Origin of the sequence: uncultured Polaribacter sp., from assembly GCF_947497125.1 — a bacterium.
Classification (GTDB): Bacteria; Bacteroidota; Bacteroidia; order Flavobacteriales; family Flavobacteriaceae; genus Polaribacter.
The window spans coordinates 177108-197877 of record NZ_CANMFI010000002.1 but is presented as its reverse complement, the minus strand read 5'-3'; the positions used below and the strand labels follow the sequence as shown (position 1 = coordinate 197877).

The 20770-nt window shown below is 28.0% G+C and carries 21 protein-coding genes; 19 read left to right on the top strand and 2 right to left on the bottom strand.

What is annotated here, in order from left to right:
* Complete coding sequence (locus tag Q0678_RS04010; protein WP_299054269.1) at positions 1-306, top strand: hypothetical protein; 306 nt, start codon at positions 1-3, stop codon at positions 304-306.
* Positions 307-325: 19 nt separating this feature from the next.
* Positions 326-511: a DUF2892 domain-containing protein gene (locus Q0678_RS04005; protein WP_299054266.1), complete on the top strand. Its 186-nt coding sequence runs from the start codon at positions 326-328 to the stop codon at positions 509-511.
* 70 nt (positions 512-581) lie between these two features.
* Here Q0678_RS04005 and Q0678_RS04000 read toward each other — a convergent pair whose 3' ends face one another.
* Positions 582-1760: an acyl-CoA dehydrogenase family protein gene (locus Q0678_RS04000; protein ID WP_299054263.1), complete on the bottom strand. Its 1179-nt coding sequence runs from the start codon at positions 1758-1760 to the stop codon at positions 582-584.
* Positions 1761-1879: 119 nt separating this feature from the next.
* Between Q0678_RS04000 and rnpA the strand changes: the two genes are divergently transcribed.
* The 17 genes from rnpA to Q0678_RS03915 all read left to right on the top strand — a co-directional run bounded on the left by rnpA (position 1880) and on the right by Q0678_RS03915 (position 19746).
* Complete coding sequence (rnpA, locus tag Q0678_RS03995; RefSeq protein ID WP_299054260.1) at positions 1880-2272, top strand: ribonuclease P protein component; 393 nt, start codon at positions 1880-1882, stop codon at positions 2270-2272.
* Positions 2273-2393: 121 nt separating this feature from the next.
* Positions 2394-4076 carry a hypothetical protein gene (locus tag Q0678_RS03990; RefSeq protein ID WP_299054257.1) on the top strand — a complete coding sequence of 561 codons (1683 nt, stop codon included), beginning with the start codon at positions 2394-2396 and terminating at the stop codon, positions 4074-4076.
* 14 nt (positions 4077-4090) lie between these two features.
* Positions 4091-5128, top strand: a complete 1038-nt coding sequence (locus tag Q0678_RS03985; protein ID WP_299054254.1) for a hypothetical protein — start codon at positions 4091-4093, stop codon at positions 5126-5128.
* 2 nt (positions 5129-5130) lie between these two features.
* Positions 5131-6138: a dTDP-glucose 4,6-dehydratase gene (gene rfbB / locus Q0678_RS03980; protein WP_299054251.1), complete on the top strand. Its 1008-nt coding sequence runs from the start codon at positions 5131-5133 to the stop codon at positions 6136-6138.
* Between the two features lies 1 nt (position 6139).
* Positions 6140-6994, top strand: a complete 855-nt coding sequence (rfbA, locus tag Q0678_RS03975; protein ID WP_299054249.1) for a glucose-1-phosphate thymidylyltransferase RfbA — start codon at positions 6140-6142, stop codon at positions 6992-6994.
* Positions 6995-7546, top strand: coding sequence for a dTDP-4-dehydrorhamnose 3,5-epimerase (rfbC, locus tag Q0678_RS03970; protein WP_299054246.1), 552 nt, complete (start codon positions 6995-6997; stop codon positions 7544-7546).
* Positions 7547-7563: 17 nt separating this feature from the next.
* Positions 7564-8895 (top strand): oligosaccharide flippase family protein, encoded by a 1332-nt coding sequence (locus Q0678_RS03965; protein ID WP_299054243.1) that lies wholly within the window; start codon positions 7564-7566, stop codon positions 8893-8895.
* A gap of 21 nt (positions 8896-8916) precedes the next feature.
* Positions 8917-9636: a hypothetical protein gene (locus Q0678_RS03960; protein WP_299054240.1), complete on the top strand. Its 720-nt coding sequence runs from the start codon at positions 8917-8919 to the stop codon at positions 9634-9636.
* A 60-nt stretch (positions 9637-9696) separates the two neighbouring features.
* Positions 9697-10464 (top strand): glycosyltransferase family 2 protein, encoded by a 768-nt coding sequence (locus tag Q0678_RS03955; protein WP_299054237.1) that lies wholly within the window; start codon positions 9697-9699, stop codon positions 10462-10464.
* Between the two features lie 352 nt (positions 10465-10816).
* Positions 10817-11635 (top strand): hypothetical protein, encoded by an 819-nt coding sequence (locus Q0678_RS03950; RefSeq protein ID WP_299054234.1) that lies wholly within the window; start codon positions 10817-10819, stop codon positions 11633-11635.
* On the top strand, positions 11613-12695 hold the full coding sequence (locus tag Q0678_RS03945; protein WP_299054231.1) for a glycosyltransferase: 1083 nt from the start codon (positions 11613-11615) through the stop codon (positions 12693-12695). Before Q0678_RS03950 ends, Q0678_RS03945 begins: the two co-directional genes overlap by 23 nt.
* Positions 12685-13914 (top strand): O-antigen ligase family protein, encoded by a 1230-nt coding sequence (locus Q0678_RS03940; protein ID WP_367181491.1) that lies wholly within the window; start codon positions 12685-12687, stop codon positions 13912-13914. The genes Q0678_RS03945 and Q0678_RS03940 overlap by 11 nt, the downstream gene beginning before the upstream one ends.
* Positions 13904-15070 carry a glycosyltransferase family 4 protein gene (locus Q0678_RS03935; protein WP_299054225.1) on the top strand — a complete coding sequence of 389 codons (1167 nt, stop codon included), beginning with the start codon at positions 13904-13906 and terminating at the stop codon, positions 15068-15070. The genes Q0678_RS03940 and Q0678_RS03935 overlap by 11 nt, the downstream gene beginning before the upstream one ends.
* 31 nt (positions 15071-15101) lie before the next feature.
* Complete coding sequence (locus Q0678_RS03930) at positions 15102-16457, top strand: exopolysaccharide biosynthesis polyprenyl glycosylphosphotransferase (protein ID WP_299054222.1); 1356 nt, start codon at positions 15102-15104, stop codon at positions 16455-16457.
* Positions 16458-17210, top strand: a complete 753-nt coding sequence (locus Q0678_RS03925; RefSeq protein WP_299054218.1) for a glycosyltransferase family 2 protein — start codon at positions 16458-16460, stop codon at positions 17208-17210. It abuts the gene before it with no gap.
* A 50-nt stretch (positions 17211-17260) separates the two neighbouring features.
* A complete protein-coding gene (purD, locus tag Q0678_RS03920) occupies positions 17261-18535 on the top strand; it encodes a phosphoribosylamine--glycine ligase (RefSeq protein WP_299054215.1) in 1275 nt (424 codons plus the stop codon).
* Between the two features lie 161 nt (positions 18536-18696).
* The gene (locus tag Q0678_RS03915) at positions 18697-19746 is read left to right on the top strand and encodes a glycosyltransferase (protein ID WP_299054212.1); all 1050 of its coding nucleotides are present in this window, start codon (positions 18697-18699) and stop codon (positions 19744-19746) included.
* Here the strand turns inward: Q0678_RS03915 and Q0678_RS03910 are convergent.
* Positions 19720-20760 carry an ATP-binding protein gene (locus Q0678_RS03910; protein ID WP_299054209.1) on the bottom strand — a complete coding sequence of 347 codons (1041 nt, stop codon included), beginning with the start codon at positions 20758-20760 and terminating at the stop codon, positions 19720-19722. The genes Q0678_RS03915 and Q0678_RS03910 overlap by 27 nt on opposite strands.
* Between the last annotated feature and the right edge of the window lie 10 nt (positions 20761-20770).

The following is a 20770-nucleotide window of genomic DNA, read 5'->3' as shown; positions in this document are numbered from 1 at the left end:
ATGAAATTAATAATTGTAACAGCTGTAGCAGCATTTCATAAAGAAGTAATTGCGCTTTTTAAGAAAGCAAACATCGAAAACTTTAGTGAGTCTGGTATTGATGGGCATAAAAATAGTGCCTCTGTATTGGTAGCTTCTAATTGGTTTTCTGGAGAAAAAGCTAGTAATGAATCTTCGCTGTTTTTTTCATTTACATCCGAAGAAAATAGTGAGAACTTGTTTGTGCTTCTCAAAGAGTTTAATGCTAATTTAGAAACAAACAATCCTATAAAAGCGGTTGTTGTTCCGATAGAAAAATTTATATAAACATAAAAAAATTAAGAAAATGTTAAACAAATATTTTAGAGTTATAGTAGGTGTAATGGTGTTGTTAAGTGTTGTTTTAACAACCTATGTGCATCAAAACTGGTTGTGGTTTACGGTTTTTATTGGCGTAAATTTAATTCAGTCTGCATTTACCAAATGGTGCTTGTTAGAAACCATTCTTATAAAATTAGGAGTAAAGAAATAAATTCCCCCTTTTTGTGAAAAAAGAGGTTGTCTTCTTGTTAGAAGCAACCTCTTTTTATTTTTATAAGTAGTTATTTAAACGCATTGAAACCAGTAATGTCTAAACCGGTTATCAATAAATGAATGTCATGTGTACCTTCATACGTAATTACACTCTCTAAATTCATCATGTGGCGCATAATAGAATATTCGCCAGAAATACCCATTCCGCCCAAGATCTGTCTTGCTTCTCTGGCAATTTTAAGTGCCATTTCTACATTGTTTCGTTTTGCCATAGAAATTTGTGCAGAAGTTGCTTTGCCTTCATTTTTTAAGGTTCCCAAACGCCATGCTAAAAGTTGAGCTTTGGTAATTTCGGTAATCATTTCTGCTAATTTCTTTTGTTGTAATTGAAACTGCCCAATAGGTTTGTTAAACTGAATTCTTTCTTTACAGTATCTTAAAGCCGTATCGTAACAATCCGTAGCAGCGCCAATTGCACCCCAAGCGATTCCGTAACGTGCAGAATCTAAACAACCTAAAGGTGCACCCAAACCAGATTTGTTTGGTAATAAATTTTCTTTAGGTACTTTAACATTGTCAAAAATTAACTCTCCGGTTGATGACGCTCTTAAAGACCATTTGTTGTGTGTTTCTGGCGTAGAAAAACCTTCCATGCCACGCTCAACAAGCAAACCGTGAATTCTACCAGATTCGTCTTTAGCCCAAACCACTGCAACATCACAAAAAGGTGCGTTAGAAATCCACATTTTTGCACCGTTAAGAAGGTAATAATCACCCTTGTCTTTAAAATTGGTAGTCATTCCGGCCGGATTAGAACCATGATTGGGTTCTGTCAATCCAAAACTTCCCATCCATTCACCTGTAGCCAATTTTGGCAAGTATTTTTTACGTTGCGCTTCGTTTCCGTAGGTAAAAATAGGATACATAACCAATGAAGATTGCACAGAGGCTGTAGAGCGAACCCCAGAATCTCCACGTTCTATTTCTTGCATAATTAATCCGTAAGAAATCTGATCTAAACCTGCGCCACCATATACTTCTGGAATGTATGCCCCAAAAGCACCAATGCTTGCCAAACCGTTTATAATTTGTTTTGGAAATTCTGCTTTTTGAGCATATGCTTCTATAATTGGAGATACCTCTCGTTTTACCCAATCTCTTGCTGAATCACGAATTAATTTGTGTTCTTCCGATAATAAATCGCCTATATTGTAGTAATCAGGTGCTTGAAATACATCAGGTTTCATATTTTACGTTTAATTTTTAACAAATAAGTTTTTAACTTGTAGCTAAAAATACATATCTTTTTTAAAGTTAGCGATTAGAAATTGTTAAAAAGTTGTTGTTTTCCATTAAGTTTGTATTAATGAGAAATACGTTAGGTAAACAAGAGCGTTTAAAAAGTAAAAAATTAATAGAAAAACTCTATGCTGAAGGAAATTCTGTAAAAAGTTTCCCTTTAAGAATGGTCTATTTACAAACTGCGCATACTTCAGATTTTCCTGCACAAGTTGGCGTTTCTGTACCTAAAAGACTATTTAAATTGGCTGTTCATAGAAACAGAATTAAACGTTTAATGAGAGAGTGTTACCGTTTGCAGAAAGAAATTGTGTACGATAACTTAGACAAACCTTATGTTTTTATGATTTCTTACATGGGAAGAGAAGAATTAAGTTACGAAGAAGTGCATTATAAAATGCAAAAGTTACTTACTTTATTTGTAAATCAGGTTACAAAACCTGAAAGTACCAAAGTATAAAGTACTATTTTTTACAATAGTTTTTTTTGAGAATAAAAACCCTTTTTTTAAAAGAAGTCACTTGCTTATTAAGTAGTTATAATCTGTTAAATAATTTTATCTTTGAAATTTAAAAGAAAGCATGTTAAAAACAAAAAAAATAGATAGAACAAGAGCACAAGAATCTACAAATGCAATAGAAAAACTATACATTTCTATGCGTCATTTATTTAGTAGAGGTTTTTACAAACCAATGGGTATATCTGGTGAAACACTTTTAAAGTCGTTACTTTCATTAAGACCAGAAATATATGGCTCTATTGCAGAAGAAAGAACCGAGTTAAATGGTTTAACCTACGTAATTGAAAGATTACCAGAAGGTATAGAAGAATGTCAGTTTATTAATTTAACGGCAGACGAAGGGTATCGAGAGTCTCATTTTAAGGCAATTATTCCGCCAAAAAGAAGAAGAAATTGCTACAGGATAGACAAAGATCAAATGAATATTGAAATTACAAGAGGACGATCTGAAATTTATGATATTCTAACCCACTTAACTTTTTTATTTATTGAGTCGCATAAAATTCAAAAAAAAATTACTACCAATGAAGGAGCAGGTTTTATTAGAGAATGGTTGTATTTAGAAGAAATTGTAATTCATAATAAACAAATTACATCAAAAGAAAGAGAAGTAGCAATTGCACATTTATGTAATATTTTAGGGAGAACTTTTGACGAGGTATTTACCATACACACTACTTTTAAAACTTCACAAAATGAAGATCGTTTTTTTCATTTGATTTATTGGTTAGGTAAATTAGCCATAAATGAAGTTGTAGAGAACAAGAAGCGTAAAGTTACTTTTAGCACTGTTTTAATTGAAGAAATTGGGCATCATATTTATGGTGATATCTGGGCAACTAACATAAAAGAAACCTTAAAAGACCACCAACTTTTAAATAGACCCATTCATATTATCAGTGCAAATATGCACAGCGTTTTAAATTCTATTTATGCTAAAGGCGCGTTACCAAAAGAGGCAAAAACATACAAAGGATTTGAATTATTTGAACTGTTAAGTAATTCAGATAGCAGTACGTTACAAAAAAAGGTAAAAGAATATGCCTCTAAAAACGGATTAATCTATATCAAAGATACCTCTGGAACTAATATAAATGTTCAAATAATAGATACTGATAAAATAAACTTCGAGGTTTCATCGTTTGAAAAAGAAAATAGTAAAGAAGAACGTCCGGTAATTATTGTAATGGATTATGCTTTTGGTGAACAGGCCTACGAAACTATGGATGAATTATTGAAACCATATACGTGTGAGAAGAACATCAAAACACATTTAGATGTAAAATCGATTTCTATTATGGGTAAAGCTGGTATTTTAGAAGGTGGTAAAGGAGATATTATGATACCGAATGCACATATATTTGAAGGAACAGCAGATAATTATCCGTTTAAAAATGAATTAACAAAAGAAGATTTAGAAGGGTTTGGGGTGCGTTCTTTTGATGGTTCGATGGTTTCTGTTTTAGGAACATCATTACAGAATAAAGATTTATTAGCCTTTTTTCATGATTCTACCTGGAATGTTATCGGATTAGAAATGGAAGGTGCTCATTATCAAAAAGCCATACAATCTGCTTCTAAAATTAGAGGTAATATTTCTGAAGATGTTAAAGTAAGATATGCTTATTACGCATCAGATAATCCACTAGAAACCGGTGCAACACTTGCGTCTGGTGGTTTAGGAATGACAGGTGTTACACCAACGTATGCTATTACGCAAAAAATATTAGAACAAATTTTTTAACACAAGAAATTAGAATGTCAACAACTAACAAAAACGAAGAAGAAGTAGATTTAGGGTCTTTATTTGTAATTATAGGAAAAGGTTTTAAAAACTTTTTCAATTTTATTGGAAGTATTTTTAAAGGGATTTTTCATTTTATAATTACTATTTTAATTTTTTTAAAAGCCAATATTATAAAAATTGGTATTGCCACAATTATTGGTGCTATAGTTGGTGTTTTTATTGAAGTGAAATCACCCACAACATACGAGTCAGAATTATTGTTAGAACCAAATTTTAAGAGTACAAGACAGTTGTATAACAATATTAATTACTACAATAACCTTGTAAAGCAAAAAGATACAATAGGACTAGCGAATACTTTTAATATAGATAAGCAAGATGCAGCAAGTTTAAAAAAGTTTGAGATAAGTCCGGTTATAAATGACAACGATATTATTAATTCTTATGATCAATTTATTGAAGAAGTAGATACTTTAACTGTTAAAAGTTACTCTTTTCAAGATTTTAAAACTTCTTTTTCTATATATGATTATAATGCTCATAAAGTAAGAGTTGTCTCTGAAAAGAATGATATTTTTAATAAGTTAGATGCTGTTATTATTTCTTCTATTGTAAAAAATACTTACTTCAATAAATTAAAGTCTTTAGCTAACGAAAATCTAAATAGAACAGATTCTTTGTTTAGACAAAATTTAACTCAGATAGATTCTTTAAGAAAGGTATATGTAGAGGTTATGCTTCAAGAGGCTAGAAAACCAGAATCAAATGGCACTAATATTGATTTAGGAGGCGTTAAAAAAACAACTAAAGAGTTAGAGTTGTTTGAAACGAATATAGAAATAAATGAAGAATTAGTTGATGTAAATAAAGAAAAAGGGACAGAATATGAGGTGATAAATGTTTTGTCAAATTTTCAGCCAATAGGCACAAAACTTGAGGGAGTTAGTAATAATTACGCCTTTTTATTAGGGGGGTTAGGAGCCGTTTTTATGATTTTAATATTGGTATTAGCTCAATTAAATGCTTTTCTAATTTCTTATAAAAAATAAGGATGCAAACAATTCTAATTACAGGTGGATTGGGTTTTATTGGAGCCAATTTCATTCCTTATTTTTTACAGAATAATAAGGAGTATAAAGTGGTTAATTTAGATCTACTTACTTATGCTGGTGATATTGAAAACCTTAAAGAATTAGAGAATAATGATCGTTATATTTTTGTAAAAGGAGATATTTGTGATAGAAATCTGGTTGAAAAACTCTTTCAGACCTATGATTTTTCTAATGTTATTCATTTTGCAGCAGAATCTCATGTAGACAATTCTATTAAAAATCCAGATGCATTTGTAAAAACAAATGTCTTTGGCACTTTCACTTTATTAGATGTTGCAAGAAATCACTGGATGCATTCACCAAATTCATACAAAGAAGATTTTAAAGAGTCTAGATTTCATCATATATCAACAGATGAAGTATATGGTACTTTAGGCGACGAGGGTTTATTTACAGAAGAAACACCGTATGCGCCTAACAGTCCTTATAGCGCATCTAAAGCTTCTTCAGATTTTATGGTAAGAAGCTATTTTCATACCTACGGCATGAATGTGGTTACTACAAATTGTTCTAACAATTATGGTCCTAAGCAACATGATGAAAAGTTAATTCCGACTATTATAAGAAAAGTGATTTCCGGAGAAAATATTCCCATTTATGGTGATGGAAAAAATATTAGAGACTGGTTGTATGTTTTAGATCATTGTAAAGGCATAGATTTGGTTTTTAAAAAAGGAATATCGGGTGAAACTTATAATGTTGGCGGGAAAAATGAACGAAATAATTTATATATAGCAAACACTATTTGTGAAATATTAGATAAAATTTATCCTAAAGAAAACTCTTACAAAGCGCAAATAAGTTTTGTAAAAGACAGACCTGGTCACGATTTTAGATACGCTATTGACGCATCAAAATTAGAAAATGAACTAGGTTGGAAAGCGGATGAAAATTTTGAATCTGGAATTTTAAAAACCATTCAATGGTATATAAAAAAATATACATAATATGAAAGGAATTGTTTTAGCAGGAGGTTCAGGAACACGTTTACACCCATTAACATTGGCCGTTAGCAAACAGTTAATGCCAGTGTATGATAAACCAATGATATATTATCCGGTTTCTACGTTAATTTCTGCTGGAATTAGAGATATTTTAATAATTTCTACACCTCAAGATTTACCTTTATTTCAAAAATTATTAGGAGACGGAAAACAGATTGGTTGTAATTTTAAGTATGAAGTTCAAGAACATCCAAACGGTCTTGCAGAAGCATTTATTATTGGCGAAAAGTTTATAGGTACAGATAAAGTTGCCTTAATTTTAGGAGATAATATTTTTTATGGTTCGGGTTTGGCAAATTTACTAAAAGCAAACAACAATCCAGATGGTGGTATTGTATATGCTTACCATGTTAATGATCCAGAGCGATATGGTGTGGTAGCGTTTGACGAATCTAATAACGTATTGTCAATAGAAGAAAAACCTGAAAAGCCTAAATCTAATTATGCGGTTCCAGGGATTTATTTTTATGATAATGAAGTAGTAGAAATTGCAAAAAACATACAACCTAGCAACAGAGGAGAATTAGAAATTACAGAAGTTAATAATGTATATCTAAAAAAAGGAAAATTGTCTGTAGAAATTTTAGATAGAGGAACTGCTTGGTTAGATACGGGTACTTTTGATTCTTTAATGCAGGCTGGGCAGTTTGTACAAGTTATAGAAGAAAGACAAGGCTTAAAGGTAGGTTCTATAGAAGAAGCAGCTTTTAGAGCAGGCTTTATTTCTAAAGAACAATTGTTAGAAATTACAAAATCACTTTTAAAAAGTGGGTATGCCAATAATTTACAAAAATTATAAATGAAGGTAACAGAAACACATTTAAAAGGTTGTTTTATTATAGAGCCAACTATTTTTGGTGATCAAAGAGGTAATTTTTTTGAAGTATTTAATCAAATAATATTTGAAGCTAAAACAGGTTTATCTCTTCATTTTGTTCAAGACAATCAATCAATATCTCAAAGAGGTGTTTTAAGAGGCTTGCACTTGCAAAAAGGTGAATATGCACAAGCAAAGTTAGTAAGAGTTATTCAAGGTAAAGTATTAGATGTTGTTGTAGATGTTAGAGTAAACTCACCAACATATGGGCAACATTTTTCTATAGAATTATCGGGAGAAAATAACAAACAGTTATTTGTGCCGAGAGGTTTTTTACATGGTTTTGCTACGCTTGAAGATGCTACTATTTTTTCATACAAATGTGATAATTACTACAATAAAGAGTCGGAATCTGGAGTTATATACAATGATAAAGACTTAAATGTAGATTGGCAACTGAATGAAGATGAGGTTTTGTTGTCTGAGAAGGATGAGAAATTACCTTTATTTAGTAATCTAAATGATTTATTTTAATTTCACATCTATTTCAATTGAATTCAAATAAAAGAACATCAAGATTAAAATTAAGTGTTTCATTTAACTTAATTTTAAAAATCATAAACATAGCTTTAGGTTTATTATTGGTGCCAGTTTTATTAAATATTTTAGGGAAAGAAAAATATGGTGTTTGGGTAACAATTTTCACTTTTATAGGTTGGCTAAATATATTTGATTTAGGTTTAGGAGAAGGTTTAAAATTAAAGTTAACAGAAGCTTTTTCTTTAAAGAAAACTAAAAAAATAAAAAGATTAATAGCATCTACTTATTTTTTTACATTTATATCTACAATTTGTCTTTTACTAATTTTTCTTGTAATCAATAACTTTTTAGACTGGGGCTCAATTCTAGATACACACATTTATTCAGAAGAAGTTAATATTTCTATTAACCTTTTAGTGTATTTAATTTTATTGATTTTTGTAGTAAAATTAATTGGAACTATTTATGCTGCTTTTCAATTACCATTTGTAGATAATATTGTAAAAACATTAGGTCAGTTAATGTTTTTAACTGGTTTATTATTTTTTACATTTACTTCACTAAAATTAAACTTAGTATGGATTACTGCTTTATCTCTGGTGCCAACCTTTATAGTGTATTTATTTTTAACATTGTATTTTTTTAAATTTAAAGCTTCCTTTTTATTACCAAAACTTAAAAATATTTGTAAGACAACTTTAAAAGAGGTTGTAAAACCTGGATTTAGTTTTTTTATAATTCAGTTAGGTTGTATAATATTATATTCATCTGATAATATAATTATTTTAAAATTGTTTTCCGCAAACGAGGTAACAGATTACAGCGTGTACTATAAATATTATAGTTTTCCGTTTATATTTTATGGATTATTTATTTCATCTCACTGGAACGCTTTTATAGATGCAATAGCTAAAAAAGACTTTATTTGGATAAAAAAGAAGATTTTACTATTTAAAAAATTACTTTTTATATTGGCAATAACATACTTTCTTATTTACCTTTTAGAAAAACATTTTCTTTGGTTCTGGGTTGGTAAACAAAATATAAACTTAGATTTTAATATGAGTATAAGTATGATAATCTATTTTTTAATATCTTCTTATACAACAATGTATATGTATGTAATTAACGCCTATGGAAAACTATATATTCAACTTTTAGTATATGGTATAATAATTTTAATAAATATTCCGGTATCTATTTATTTAGCAAGTAATTTTAATATTGGACCTGCTGGTGTTATTTTGGCATCCTCTTTATGTTTATTAATTTTAGCAGTAACAATACCAATTCAATATAAAAAAATAATGACCAACAAAATTTCTGGAATATGGAACAAGTAAAAATATTTTAAAGTATTGATAATGAGTCAAAAAAAAACCTGTATTTTACTAACAGCAACAATAGCCCCTTCAAACGTTCCGTTTTTAAAAAGGATGGATAAAGACCAAAGAGAAGAAGATTATATAGATGCTATTAAATATTACTTACAATTTAAATTACCAATTATTTTTTGTGAAAATAGCAATACAAATTCTAAAGTTATCTTAGAATTATTACAGAATTCAGGAGTTAAATTTGAATATTTTACTTTTAAAAGTGAAAAAAGTATTGAAGGAAAAGGAAAAGGAGAAGCAGAAATACTATCATTTGCTTTTTTAAATTCTAAAATTATAAAAGAAAGTAGCCACACTATAAAAATAACAGGTAGATATCAAGTTAAAAATTTTTTAAATCAAATTAAAAACCTAAAAAAAGATACGGTATATGCAAATGTTACACGAAATTTGACATATTCAGACTCAAGGTTTTTTATTTTACACAATTTTTTTTATTCAAATTATCTTTTAGTAAACTTTAGTAAAATAGATGAAAAAAATAATATTTTTATGGAGCATGTTTTACTGTCATCTGTTTTAAAATATATAGCAGATTTAAATCATTGGAGTTTATTGAACCAAAAAACGATTTATGAAGGAGTTTATGGAACGGATAATGTTAAGTATAAGAATACTCTATTTAGAATATTTGGAAAACAAATTTTACATAAATTTAAAATACACTTTTTTAAATCAAACTTGTAAACCGATTCTGAAAAATGATTAGCAAAATTATTAAATATCAAATTATAGTTTTTTGATTTTATGACAAAAGAAATAAAGAATGTAACAATTATTACGGTTTGTTATAACAGTGAGAAAACTATTAGAGAGACAATAGAATCTGTTTTAAATCAAACTCATATAGATTTTGAATATATATTAATTGATGGTGATTCAACGGATAAAACAGTGACTATAATTAAGTCTTTTGAGAAAAAGTTTAAAGAAAAAAATATTAGATTTAAATGGATATCCGAAAAAGATTCAGGAATTTACGATGCATTTAATAAAGGTATAAAATTAGCAAATTCAAATTGGATTTCCTTTTTGGGTTCAGATGATCTGTACCTAGAGAATGCTATTGAAATATACTCTGAAGAAATTAATAAATTAGCAAAAAAGGTAGACTTTATTCATTCTAATGTAGAAGTTGAGGGAGTTCGAACTATACAAGGGAAATGGCTTTGGAAAACATTTAAAAGAAATATGAGTATTGCTCATGTAGGCTCATTTCATAATTTAAATTATTTTAAAAAATATTCGGATTTTGATACTTCCTATAAAATAGCGGGAGATTATGAGTTATTATTGAGAGCAAAAGAGAACTTAAAAACCCATTGGATAAATAAAAAAACAGTGTTAATGTCTGCTGGAGGTATAAGTAATAATCAAATTAAAAAAGTGTATGCAGAGACTACTAGAGCAAAAAAACAAACTGGTCAAGTAAATTTTTTTCTGTATAATTTTGATTATATAAAATGGATGTTTAAATATTATATTAAAATAACTCTAAATGCGTTTACTAGATAAGTATGTAATTTACAGTAGTATTTTTGCTTTATTTACCGAAGCATTTTTTTTTCATTTTATAATAGATATTAAACTCTATTACGCAATTCTTATATCAAATTTTTTCATTTTATCTTATTACAGAAAAATAACAATCCATAAAAATTTACTTTTTATTTTAGGTTTTTTTCTTCTTCATGGAGTTGTAAATTACTTTTTTTTGTTTAATCCCATAAAATTTCTTGTAGCACAACTTGTTGGGATTTCTATCAGTAGTGTTTTTTATTATAATCTAGTTAAACATTATAAAGTTAAAATACTTTTTAATACCTATTTAAGTTTTTCTTTTTTTATAGCTGTAATTGCAATTCCAATGTTTTTTTTAAAAATTAATAATTTTTCAGATTATAGACTTAATGGAATTTTATCAGAACCGGCACATTATGCTGTAATAATGCTACCTGCTGTTTATTATTTTTTTAAGAAAAGAATGTATTTAAAGTTGTTTATAGTGTTATTTACAATTGTCCTTAGCAAATCTTCTATTGGTTATGTTGGTTTGGTTTTAATATTAATTATCCCTTTACTAAAAGAAAAGTATTTTATTAAGTATTCTTGGATAGTTATAGTTACACTTTTAGGAATCATTTTTTTTATAACTAAAGAATGGAATTCTAAAATTGATGAGAATAAAGGGAATCAATTGGTTAGAAGGTTAAAAGAGACCGGTAAGTCTTTAAACGCAATACATACTGGTGGTTTTGAAAAATACACTAACTTAAGTTCATATGCTTTTTTAAGCAATGGTTTTATTACACAAAAATCTTTTTTAAATTATCCTTTAGGTGCTGGATTAGGAGGATACCAATATATGTACGACATGTATTATCCCTTATTAAATCCACCAGCATATTTAAAACAATTAAAATTAGCTAAAATTAATAGGACAGATGCTAATTCCTTATTTCTTAGGATGGTGACGGAGTTAGGTATTTTTGCTTTCTTTTTTTTAATTTACTTTAGTTATAGAAGTATAAAATTATTTAAGAAAGATAATAAAACATATCAACAGAGCACTTTTTTTTATTTGATCTTAAAACTAATTAGAGAAGGGCATTATTTTCCACCAGAATTTTATTTTTTTTTAATAATTTTTTTAAATCAAGAAGATGAACATATTACACATAGTTGAGGATTTTTCTCTAAAAAGTGGTGGTTTACGAACTGTTATTAATAATTTGAATCATCAAATTATTAATAAAGGACACAAATCTTATATTCTATCTTCAGAGAAAGAAGAAGGTGATGATATTTATTTAATAAAAGCAAAAGGGAAATGGCTTTATTCTAAAAAATGGATTCATAAAATTAAAGATATCGTTGAGCGCCATAAAATAACTATTATTCATATTCATGGAGTATGGTTATACCCTCAGTATATTGGAGCAAAATACGGAATTGAAAACAAAATACCAGTGGTACTAAGTCCTCATGGTATGTATCAGCCTTGGTTGTGGAGAAAAGGAACTTTGAAAAAGAAAATATATTTTTACTTCTTAGTTAAAAAGTGGTTTTCAAAAGCACGCGTAATTCATTCGATTACACCAGATGAAACAAAAAATTTAAAATACTTTTTTAAAAGTAACTACATTAAAGAAATTCCTAATTTAATATCTTTAAAAACAAACGTTTCATTTTCTCCAATTAATGAAAAGTATTTTTTATATCTAGGTAGATTAAATAAAACAAAAGGGATAGATTTATTGATTAAATCTTTTTCTCAAATAGAAAATGATAATTTTATTTTAAAAATTGCTGGAAATTTTAATGATTATAAAGAAGAATTGCAGCAAATAGTATATTCTTTAGGATTAAAAAATAAAGTTGAATTTTTAGGACAAGTAAAAGGAGATTTAAAAGTTAATTTAATTAAGAATGCATGGGTAATGGTTAGTCCTTCATTTTCAGATGTAATTGGCATGGTTAATTTAGAAGCTGCATCTCTAAAGACACCAATGATAACAACCCACAATACTGGATTAAAAAAAGATTGGGATAGCAATGGAGGTAAACTAATAAATCCTAATATAGATGAGCTTACAATAGCTTTAAAAGAAGTGTTAAATTGGTCATTAGAAGAGAGAAATAAAAATGGAGAACAGTTGTTTGACTTTGTGAAAAATAATTACACCTGGGAATCACGAATAAGAGACTGGGAATTGCTTTATAAAAATTTAAATAATGAGAAATAATATTTTAAATAAATTAATAAAGTTATCTTTTCTCTCATTAGCAATATTACCACTTTTAAAAGAAAATATAAATTCCATTTTAATTATACTTTGTAGTGTTTTAATTATAATTTATCAAATTAAAAAACCTCAAAAAATAAATTTCACGAAACAAACTTTAATTTTAAGCTTGCCTTTTTGGATGTATTTATTTTATGAAGTTGCAACATTAAACGTTAACTTAAATTTCCTTTTAAAACAACTTCCTTTTTTAGTTTTTCCTATTTTGTTTCTCTATAAACCTCCTTTTATTGATAAAGGTATAAGAGACAAATCAATAAATGTATTTCAGGGAAGTGTTTTTTTGCAGTCTTTATTTTACATTACCTATTTTCTCTATTTTAATTCTTTTAGAAATATTTTTAAAGTAAGAAATAACATTCCATTTTTTAGAGAGTTTGTCTCTGAAAATTATTTTTTTGAGATTCACCCTACGTATTTTAGTTCTTTTTTACTTATAAGTTTAACGATATCGCTTTTTAATTTAATTAAGAACAAGAATGCATTTAAAGTATTAAATACATTAAATATATTATTTACAATTTTTTTTATTTTTTTATTTTCATCAAAAATTATTATGTTAATAGTTATACTTACCATTATTTTATTTCTATTAATTTCAATAAAAAATAAAGGAATTAAGTTTGCAAAATACAGTTTTCTTGGGTTTTTAATATTATTTTCGTTGTTAATAAGCCCTTTTAAAAATGTTGTAGGAAAACGTTTAAGTGAAATAAAGACAGAATATAATAAACCTATTGTAGGAGATTATTATAATTCTATTAATACAAGAGTTGCAATATTAAAATGCGCTATGATATTACAAAAAGAAATGCCTTTTTTAGGTTATGGAGGTGTTTTACAAGATAAATTAAATGATTGTTACAGTATAACTAACGATAGTGATTTTTATAAAAAACATATATTCAATACCCATAATTATTATTTAAATTTATTACTTTACGGTGGGTGGTTGTTCTTAATTTGTTTTCTATTGTATTTATTTTACATAGTAAAAAAAATAAAACACTCAAAAATTGCAATTTTTATATTTTTTCAATTTTTAATAATCAATCTTACAGAAAATTATTTTTCTAGGCACTACGGTATTGTTTTATTTACCTATTTAATTTCAATGTTTATTTTTATAAGAGAAGAAAAAATTAATAATGTTTCGTAAAAAAAATATACTTTTAATTTCCCCATTTTTCTATCCAGAACCTATTTCTACAGGAAAGTTTAATACTGAATTAGTGATTGCTTTAGCAGAATTAGGACACAAGGTTACCGTTTTATGTTTTCATCCTTTTTACCCAGATTGGAAAACAGAAAAAAGTAATGCTTTTTTAAAGAATGTTTCAATAATTAGAGGAGGTAACCATATAAAATATACTAAAAAACAATTTTTAAGAAGAATTATTTTAGAAGTAAGTTTCGCTTTCTTTATTCTTAGGAAAATTAAAAAACATCAAAAAGGCAAAGATATTGTTTTGCCTGTTTTTCCGCCAAGTTTTGCATTTTATGCAATTTTATTTTTTTTAAATAAAAAAATAAAAAAGGTAGGAATGGTTCATGATCTTCAAGAAATTTATTCTGTTAATAAAAAAGGCATTTTTAATAAGTTGATTCGTTTTCTTATACATAAAATAGAAAAAAAATGTTACCATAAATGTGATACATTAATTTTTCTCTCTAATGAAATGAAAGATGAAGCTAAAAGACTTTATGACCTACAAGAAGAAAAATTGAAAGTACAGTATCCGTTTATAAATCTTACTGATAAAGTATCTAATACATTAGGGCATGTTTTCGATGAAGAAAAAATAAATATTGTCTATTCCGGTGCTTTAGGAGAAAAGCAAAATCCAATAGAGTTGTATCGTTTTTTTAACTATGCAGCAACAAAGATTGAGAATGTTCAATTTTACTTTTTCTCTCAGGGAGTTTTCTACGAAGAACTAAAGAGAAATAACGCTAATAAGCTTATAAAGTTTTACAATTTAGTAGAAAAAGATCAAATAGAAGAATTATATCAGAGAAGCGATATCCAATTAATTCCACAAGCACAAAATACATCCAAAGGTTCATTACCTTCTAAATTACCTAATTTGTTAATTTCTGGATGTAAGGTTCTTGTAATTACAGATAAAAATAGTGAACTAGAGCATTTATTTAAAGAAAACAATCTTAATTTAGTTGTTACAAGTTGGTCTGAAGACAAACTTTTAAATTCCTTAAAAATATTAATAGCATCGAATAACAACACTACACATCAGCAAAAAGTTGCAAAAAAACTATTCACAATAGAAGATATGATAGGCAAAGTGTTATCTTAAATTAATATATTTGAATTCTAATAGAATCCAATTGAAAAAAAGATATTCATACTTACTAAAGCCTATTCAGATACTATTAGATATTTTTATTATTTCTAGTGTTATTTTTGCGATACGAGATAAAGAATATTTAAATGCTTTCTTTTTATTTTTCGTATTGTTCTTTTGGTTAATTACTAGCTATTACGTTGGTTTTTATAAAGTACACAGACATTACCATGCTTTAAAAATAGTAACGCTTACAGCAAAACAATATTTTATGTTTTCATTGGGCTACTTTGCTTACTTCACAATTTTTAGAGAAGGGTATGTTGTAAATAATCAATTTGTAATACTAAGCTCTATTTTATTAATTATTGGTATTGTAAAATTTATTTCATTTTATTTATTGAAAAAATACCGTTCGTTTGGTAATAATTTTAGAACAACAGTTGTAGCAGGTTTAGATCAATCTTCTAAGAATATGATTAAGCTTTTTAAAAGTAAAACTAATTTAGGCTATAAATATTTAGGTTTTTTTTCTGACAAAAAATACAAATCTTCAGATTATTTAGGAGATCTCTCTCAGATATATAGCTTTGCAGGACAAAATATAGTAGATGAAATTTATTGTTCTTTATCTACTTTATCAGATAAAAATATAAAAGATTTAAAGAAATTTACAGCCGACAAAAACATCTCTTTAAAGTTAATTCCCGATGCTACAGAATTGTACTCTAAAAATCAAAGTGTAGAGTTTTACAATGATAGTTTATTGGTGTTAAACGTAAAAAAGTTACCTTTTGAGTTTAAAGAAAATTTACTTATTAAAAGAGTGTTTGACATTCTTTTTGCGCTATTTGTTTGTGTCTTTATACTTTCTTGGATTGTACCAATTTTATGGGTTTTAGTGAAAATTGAATCAAAAGGACCATTAATTTTTAAACAGTTTAGAGAAGGTGTTAACGGTGAAGAATTTCTTTGTTATAAATTTAGATCAATGAGATTAAATACTCAATCAAATTATGTTCACGCTACAAGAAATGATAAAAGAGTCACTAGAATAGGAGCCTTTCTTAGAAAATCAAGTATAGATGAACTGCCTCAGTTTATAAATGTATTATTAGGAGATATGAGTGTCGTTGGACCAAGACCACATTTAGAAAGTCTATCTTTAGAATATCAGAAAGATGTAGATGATTATTTAAAAAGACATGTTGTTAAACCTGGCATTACAGGCCTAGCACAAATATCTGGTTACAGAGGAGAAATAAAAAAGAAATCTGATATTAAAAATAGAGTGCGTTTAGATATTTTTTACATAGAAAATTGGTCATTTTTTTTAGATGTAAAAATTATTATTCAAACCATACTAGATGTGTTTAAAGGAGATGAAAAAGCCTATTAAATGAATAATACAGTTAAAGTTACTGCCACAATTGTTTTGTATAGAGAAGACTATGCACCCCTTAAAAAAACAATTGATTCATTTTTAAATACACCTATCTCAAAAAAACTCTTTTTAATTGATAATTCTCCAAACCAAGATTTAAAAAATTCATTTATTCACTCTGAAATAGAATATATTTTTGTGGGTAATAATATTGGTTTTGGGAAGGCTCATAATCTTGTTTTAAATAAAATTAATTCTCACTATCATTTAATTTTAAATCCAGATGTTAGTTTTAATGCCAATGTAATACCGGCCTTAATACAAAAATTTAATTCCTCTTTAGACATTGCTTTTATAACGCCTAAAGTTACGTATCAAAATAAGCAATTACAATATGTTTCTAGAAAACACCCAACTTTCTTAGATTTATTAAATAGAAAAGTTAAGTTTTCTAAAAATCAAATTAAAAAAAATGAATATCAAGATAAAGATTTAGAAAAAGAGTTCTTTCCAGATTTTATTCAGGGTTGTTTTATGTTTTTTAAAACCAAAGAATTTAAACAATTACAGGGTTTTGATGAGCGTTACTTTCTTTACATGGAAGATGCAGATATTTGTAGAAAAGTAGAAAAATCAGGAAAAAAAATCTTGTATTACCCAACAGAAACAGTCATTCACCAACATCAACAAGGCTCTTCAAAAAGCATTAAATTATTTTTTACACATGCAGCTTCAGCAATAAAATATTTTTTAAAGTGGGGTTTTTAGTATGGTAACTAATTATAAAATATATTTGCAAACACAACAAAACAACACAAATGAACATTCTTATTTTAGGTTCTGGAGGTAGAGAACACGCTTTTGCATTAAAATTATCTGAAAGTAAAAAAGTAACTCAGCTTTTTGTAGCACCTGGTAATGCTGGTACAGACAAAATTGCTACCAATATAGATTTAGACCCAACAGACTTTACAGCTGTAAAAAACACAGTTTTAACAAACAACATACAAATGGTGGTTGTGGGGCCAGAAGCACCTTTGGTAAATGGGGTTCACGATTTCTTTTTAGCAGATAATGAGTTGAAAGACATTCCAGTAATCGGGCCTAAAAAAGACGGAGCTTTGTTAGAAGGGTCTAAAGATTTTTCGAAACAATTTATGCAAAAACACGGTGTGCCAACTGCACGTTACCAATCTTTTACCAAAGATAACTTACAAGACGGTTTTGCTTTTTTAGAAACTTTACAACCTCCCTTTGTTCTAAAAGCAGATGGTTTGGCTGCAGGAAAAGGAGTCTTAATTTTAGATTCTTTGCAAGAAGCAAAAGCAGAATTAGAAGAAATGGTTACTAATAAAAAGTTCGGAGAAGCGTCTACAACCGTTGTAATCGAAGAATTTTTAAAGGGAATAGAATTGTCTGTTTTTGTGTTAACAGATGGTAAAAACTACAAAATTTTACCTTCTGCTAAAGATTACAAAAGAATTGGCGAAGGAGATAAAGGTTTAAATACAGGCGGAATGGGTGCCATTTCTCCGGTACCTTTTGCAGACCAAGCTTTCTTAGATAAAGTAGAAGAATTGGTTGTAAAACCTACTATTAAAGGTTTGCAAAAAGACGGAATTGATTATAGAGGTTTTATCTTTATTGGTTTAATGAATGATAACGGAAATCCGTCTGTTGTAGAGTACAATGTTAGAATGGGAGACCCAGAAACAGAGGTGGTTTTGCCAAGAATAGAAAGTGATTTATTCGATTTGTTTGAGGGTGTTGCACATCAAAATTTAGATACAAAATCATTTTCAGTAACCCCAAAAACGGCAACTACTGTCATGTTGGTTTCGGGCGGATATCCGGAGGCATACGCTAAAAATAAAGAAATTAACGGGCTAGAAAATATTACGCAATCTACTGTGTATCATGCAGGTACAATTCTTAAAGATAACAAGGTTTTGTCTATCGGAGGTAGAGTAATGGCGGTAACTTCTTTTGGAGATACTATTGAAGAAGCACTAAAAAAATCGTACAATTCTATCGATAAAATTTCTTTCGATAAAATGAATTACAGAAAAGATATCGGTTTCGATTTAGTTTAATATTTTTATTTGGGCGTTTTAACAGGCTTTCCATTTTATCTTTTTTTTACAAAAAAAAGGATGTCATTTCAATCCTTAACGCACTTGCTTGCAAGCAAATTGAGTGTCTTAATATTTAATTTATTATGTATAAACTTGGTAGCTAATAATCAACCTGAAAAATGACAACTACCTCCAAAAAAATAATTATCGCACCTTTAAATTGGGGGCTTGGTCATGCTACAAGATGCATCCCGATTATCAATGCATTAATTTCAGAGAAATTTACACCAATAATAGCTTCAGACGGTAATGCGTTAGAATTTTTAAAACAAGAATTTCCAACGCTAGAAACTATTTTATTACCTTCTTATAATATTACATATGGTAAAAACTTAAAACTAAGTTTGCTGTTACAATTGCCAAAAATTATAAAAGCAGTTCAGCAAGAACACGCAGTTATCAAACACTTTCTAGCAGCTAATAAAGACGTAGTTGGTCTTATTTCAGATAATAGATTTGGCGTTAGAAATAATACAATACCTTCTGTTTATATAACGCATCAATTAAATGTTTTAAGCGGATTCACCTCTATGTTAACCAGTAAAATTCATCAGATCATTATTAAAAAATTCGATGAATGTTGGGTGCCAGATCAATTAAATTCAGAATTTTCTGGAAAATTATCCATATCTAATCAACCATTAAATCAAAAATTTATAGGAGTTTTAAGTAGATTTACAAAACAAGAATTACCAGAAGTTATTGATGTTTTGGTTATTATTTCTGGACCAGAACCCAGTAGAACAAATTTTGAGAAAAAATTAATTTCAGAGTTTAAAAACGATACAAGAAACATAGTTTTTGTGTTGGGTATAGTAGAAAAACATCAGAAAAAATGGAAAGAAAACAATTGTACGTTTTACAATTATGTGTTATCAGCAGAGCTAGAAAGTTTTATCAATTCAAGTAAAGTAGTGGTGTGTAGATCGGGTTATACCTCAATAATGGATTTGGCAGTTCTAGAAAAAAAAGTATTTTTTATACCAACAAAAAACCAAGAAGAGCAAGAATATTTGGCGACTTACCTATACAAAAATAAGACAGCTCCATTTAGTAATCTTATAGATTTTACCGCAGAAAAGCTAGATCAAATAGCAGCATACAAAGGCCTAAGCGCACAATCACATACTTTAGATAGCGTTTTATTTGGCCTTTTTCATGGTAAATGAAAATTCTGAACCTTCATTAAAAACACTTTTTAAAAGAACATTTTGGTTGTGTGCCTCTACAATATGTTTTACAATAGATAAACCAAGTCCAGAGCCACCTTGCTCTCTAGACCTACTTTGGTCTACTCTATAAAACCGTTCGAACAAACGAGGTAAATGTTGTTGTTTTATTCCTTCTCCGTTATCAATAACACGAATTATAAATTTATTTTCGTTGTAGTTGTCTACAGATACAATTGTAGTTCCGTTTGGTTTGCCATATTTTATAGAGTTTACAACCAAATTTATAAGCACCTGTTCTATCTTTTCAATATCTCCTTTTACAAAAAATGGAAACTCATGTACTCTATCAAATTTTAGCGTAATGTTTCTTTTTTTTGCCTTCATTTCTAGCAAATCAAATACATTTTGCACGATTTCTAAAATATTAAACACCTCTTTATTTAGTTTTAAGCCATCGGTTTCTAATTTGGCAATCATGTCTAAATCTTTGGTTACGGCAACTAACCTTTCAACCCCTTTGTTTGCTCTGTCTAGGTATTTTAGTCTAATGTTTTTATCATCTACAGCACCTTCTAAAAGAGTTAAAATATAGCCTTGTACTGTAAATAAAGGTGTTTTTAATTCATGAGCAAGATTTCCTAAAAAATCTCTTCTAAAAGAATCTCTTTCGGTTAAACTTTTAATTTCTAATCGTTTACCTTCTACAAACTTTTGCATTCTTTTAGAAAGTTTGTCAATATCTGTGGTAACAGAATCTTTTTTTAGATCCTCTACATTTAAGATAGAAACTTCTTCGTATATTTTTTTTAATCTTCTGTAAATAAAGTGTTCTGCCCTGTATTGTATGATAAAAAAGGAAATTAAAAAAAGTACAATAATAGAAATTATTACAGTGCTAACTCCTAAGTGTTCAATAATAAAAAAGTATGCAATTGTTGCTATTAAAACAGATAATAGTGTTAGGTAGATTGCAGACCAAAGTGCGTAAGAATATGTTTTTTTTAACTTCATAAAGGGCTTT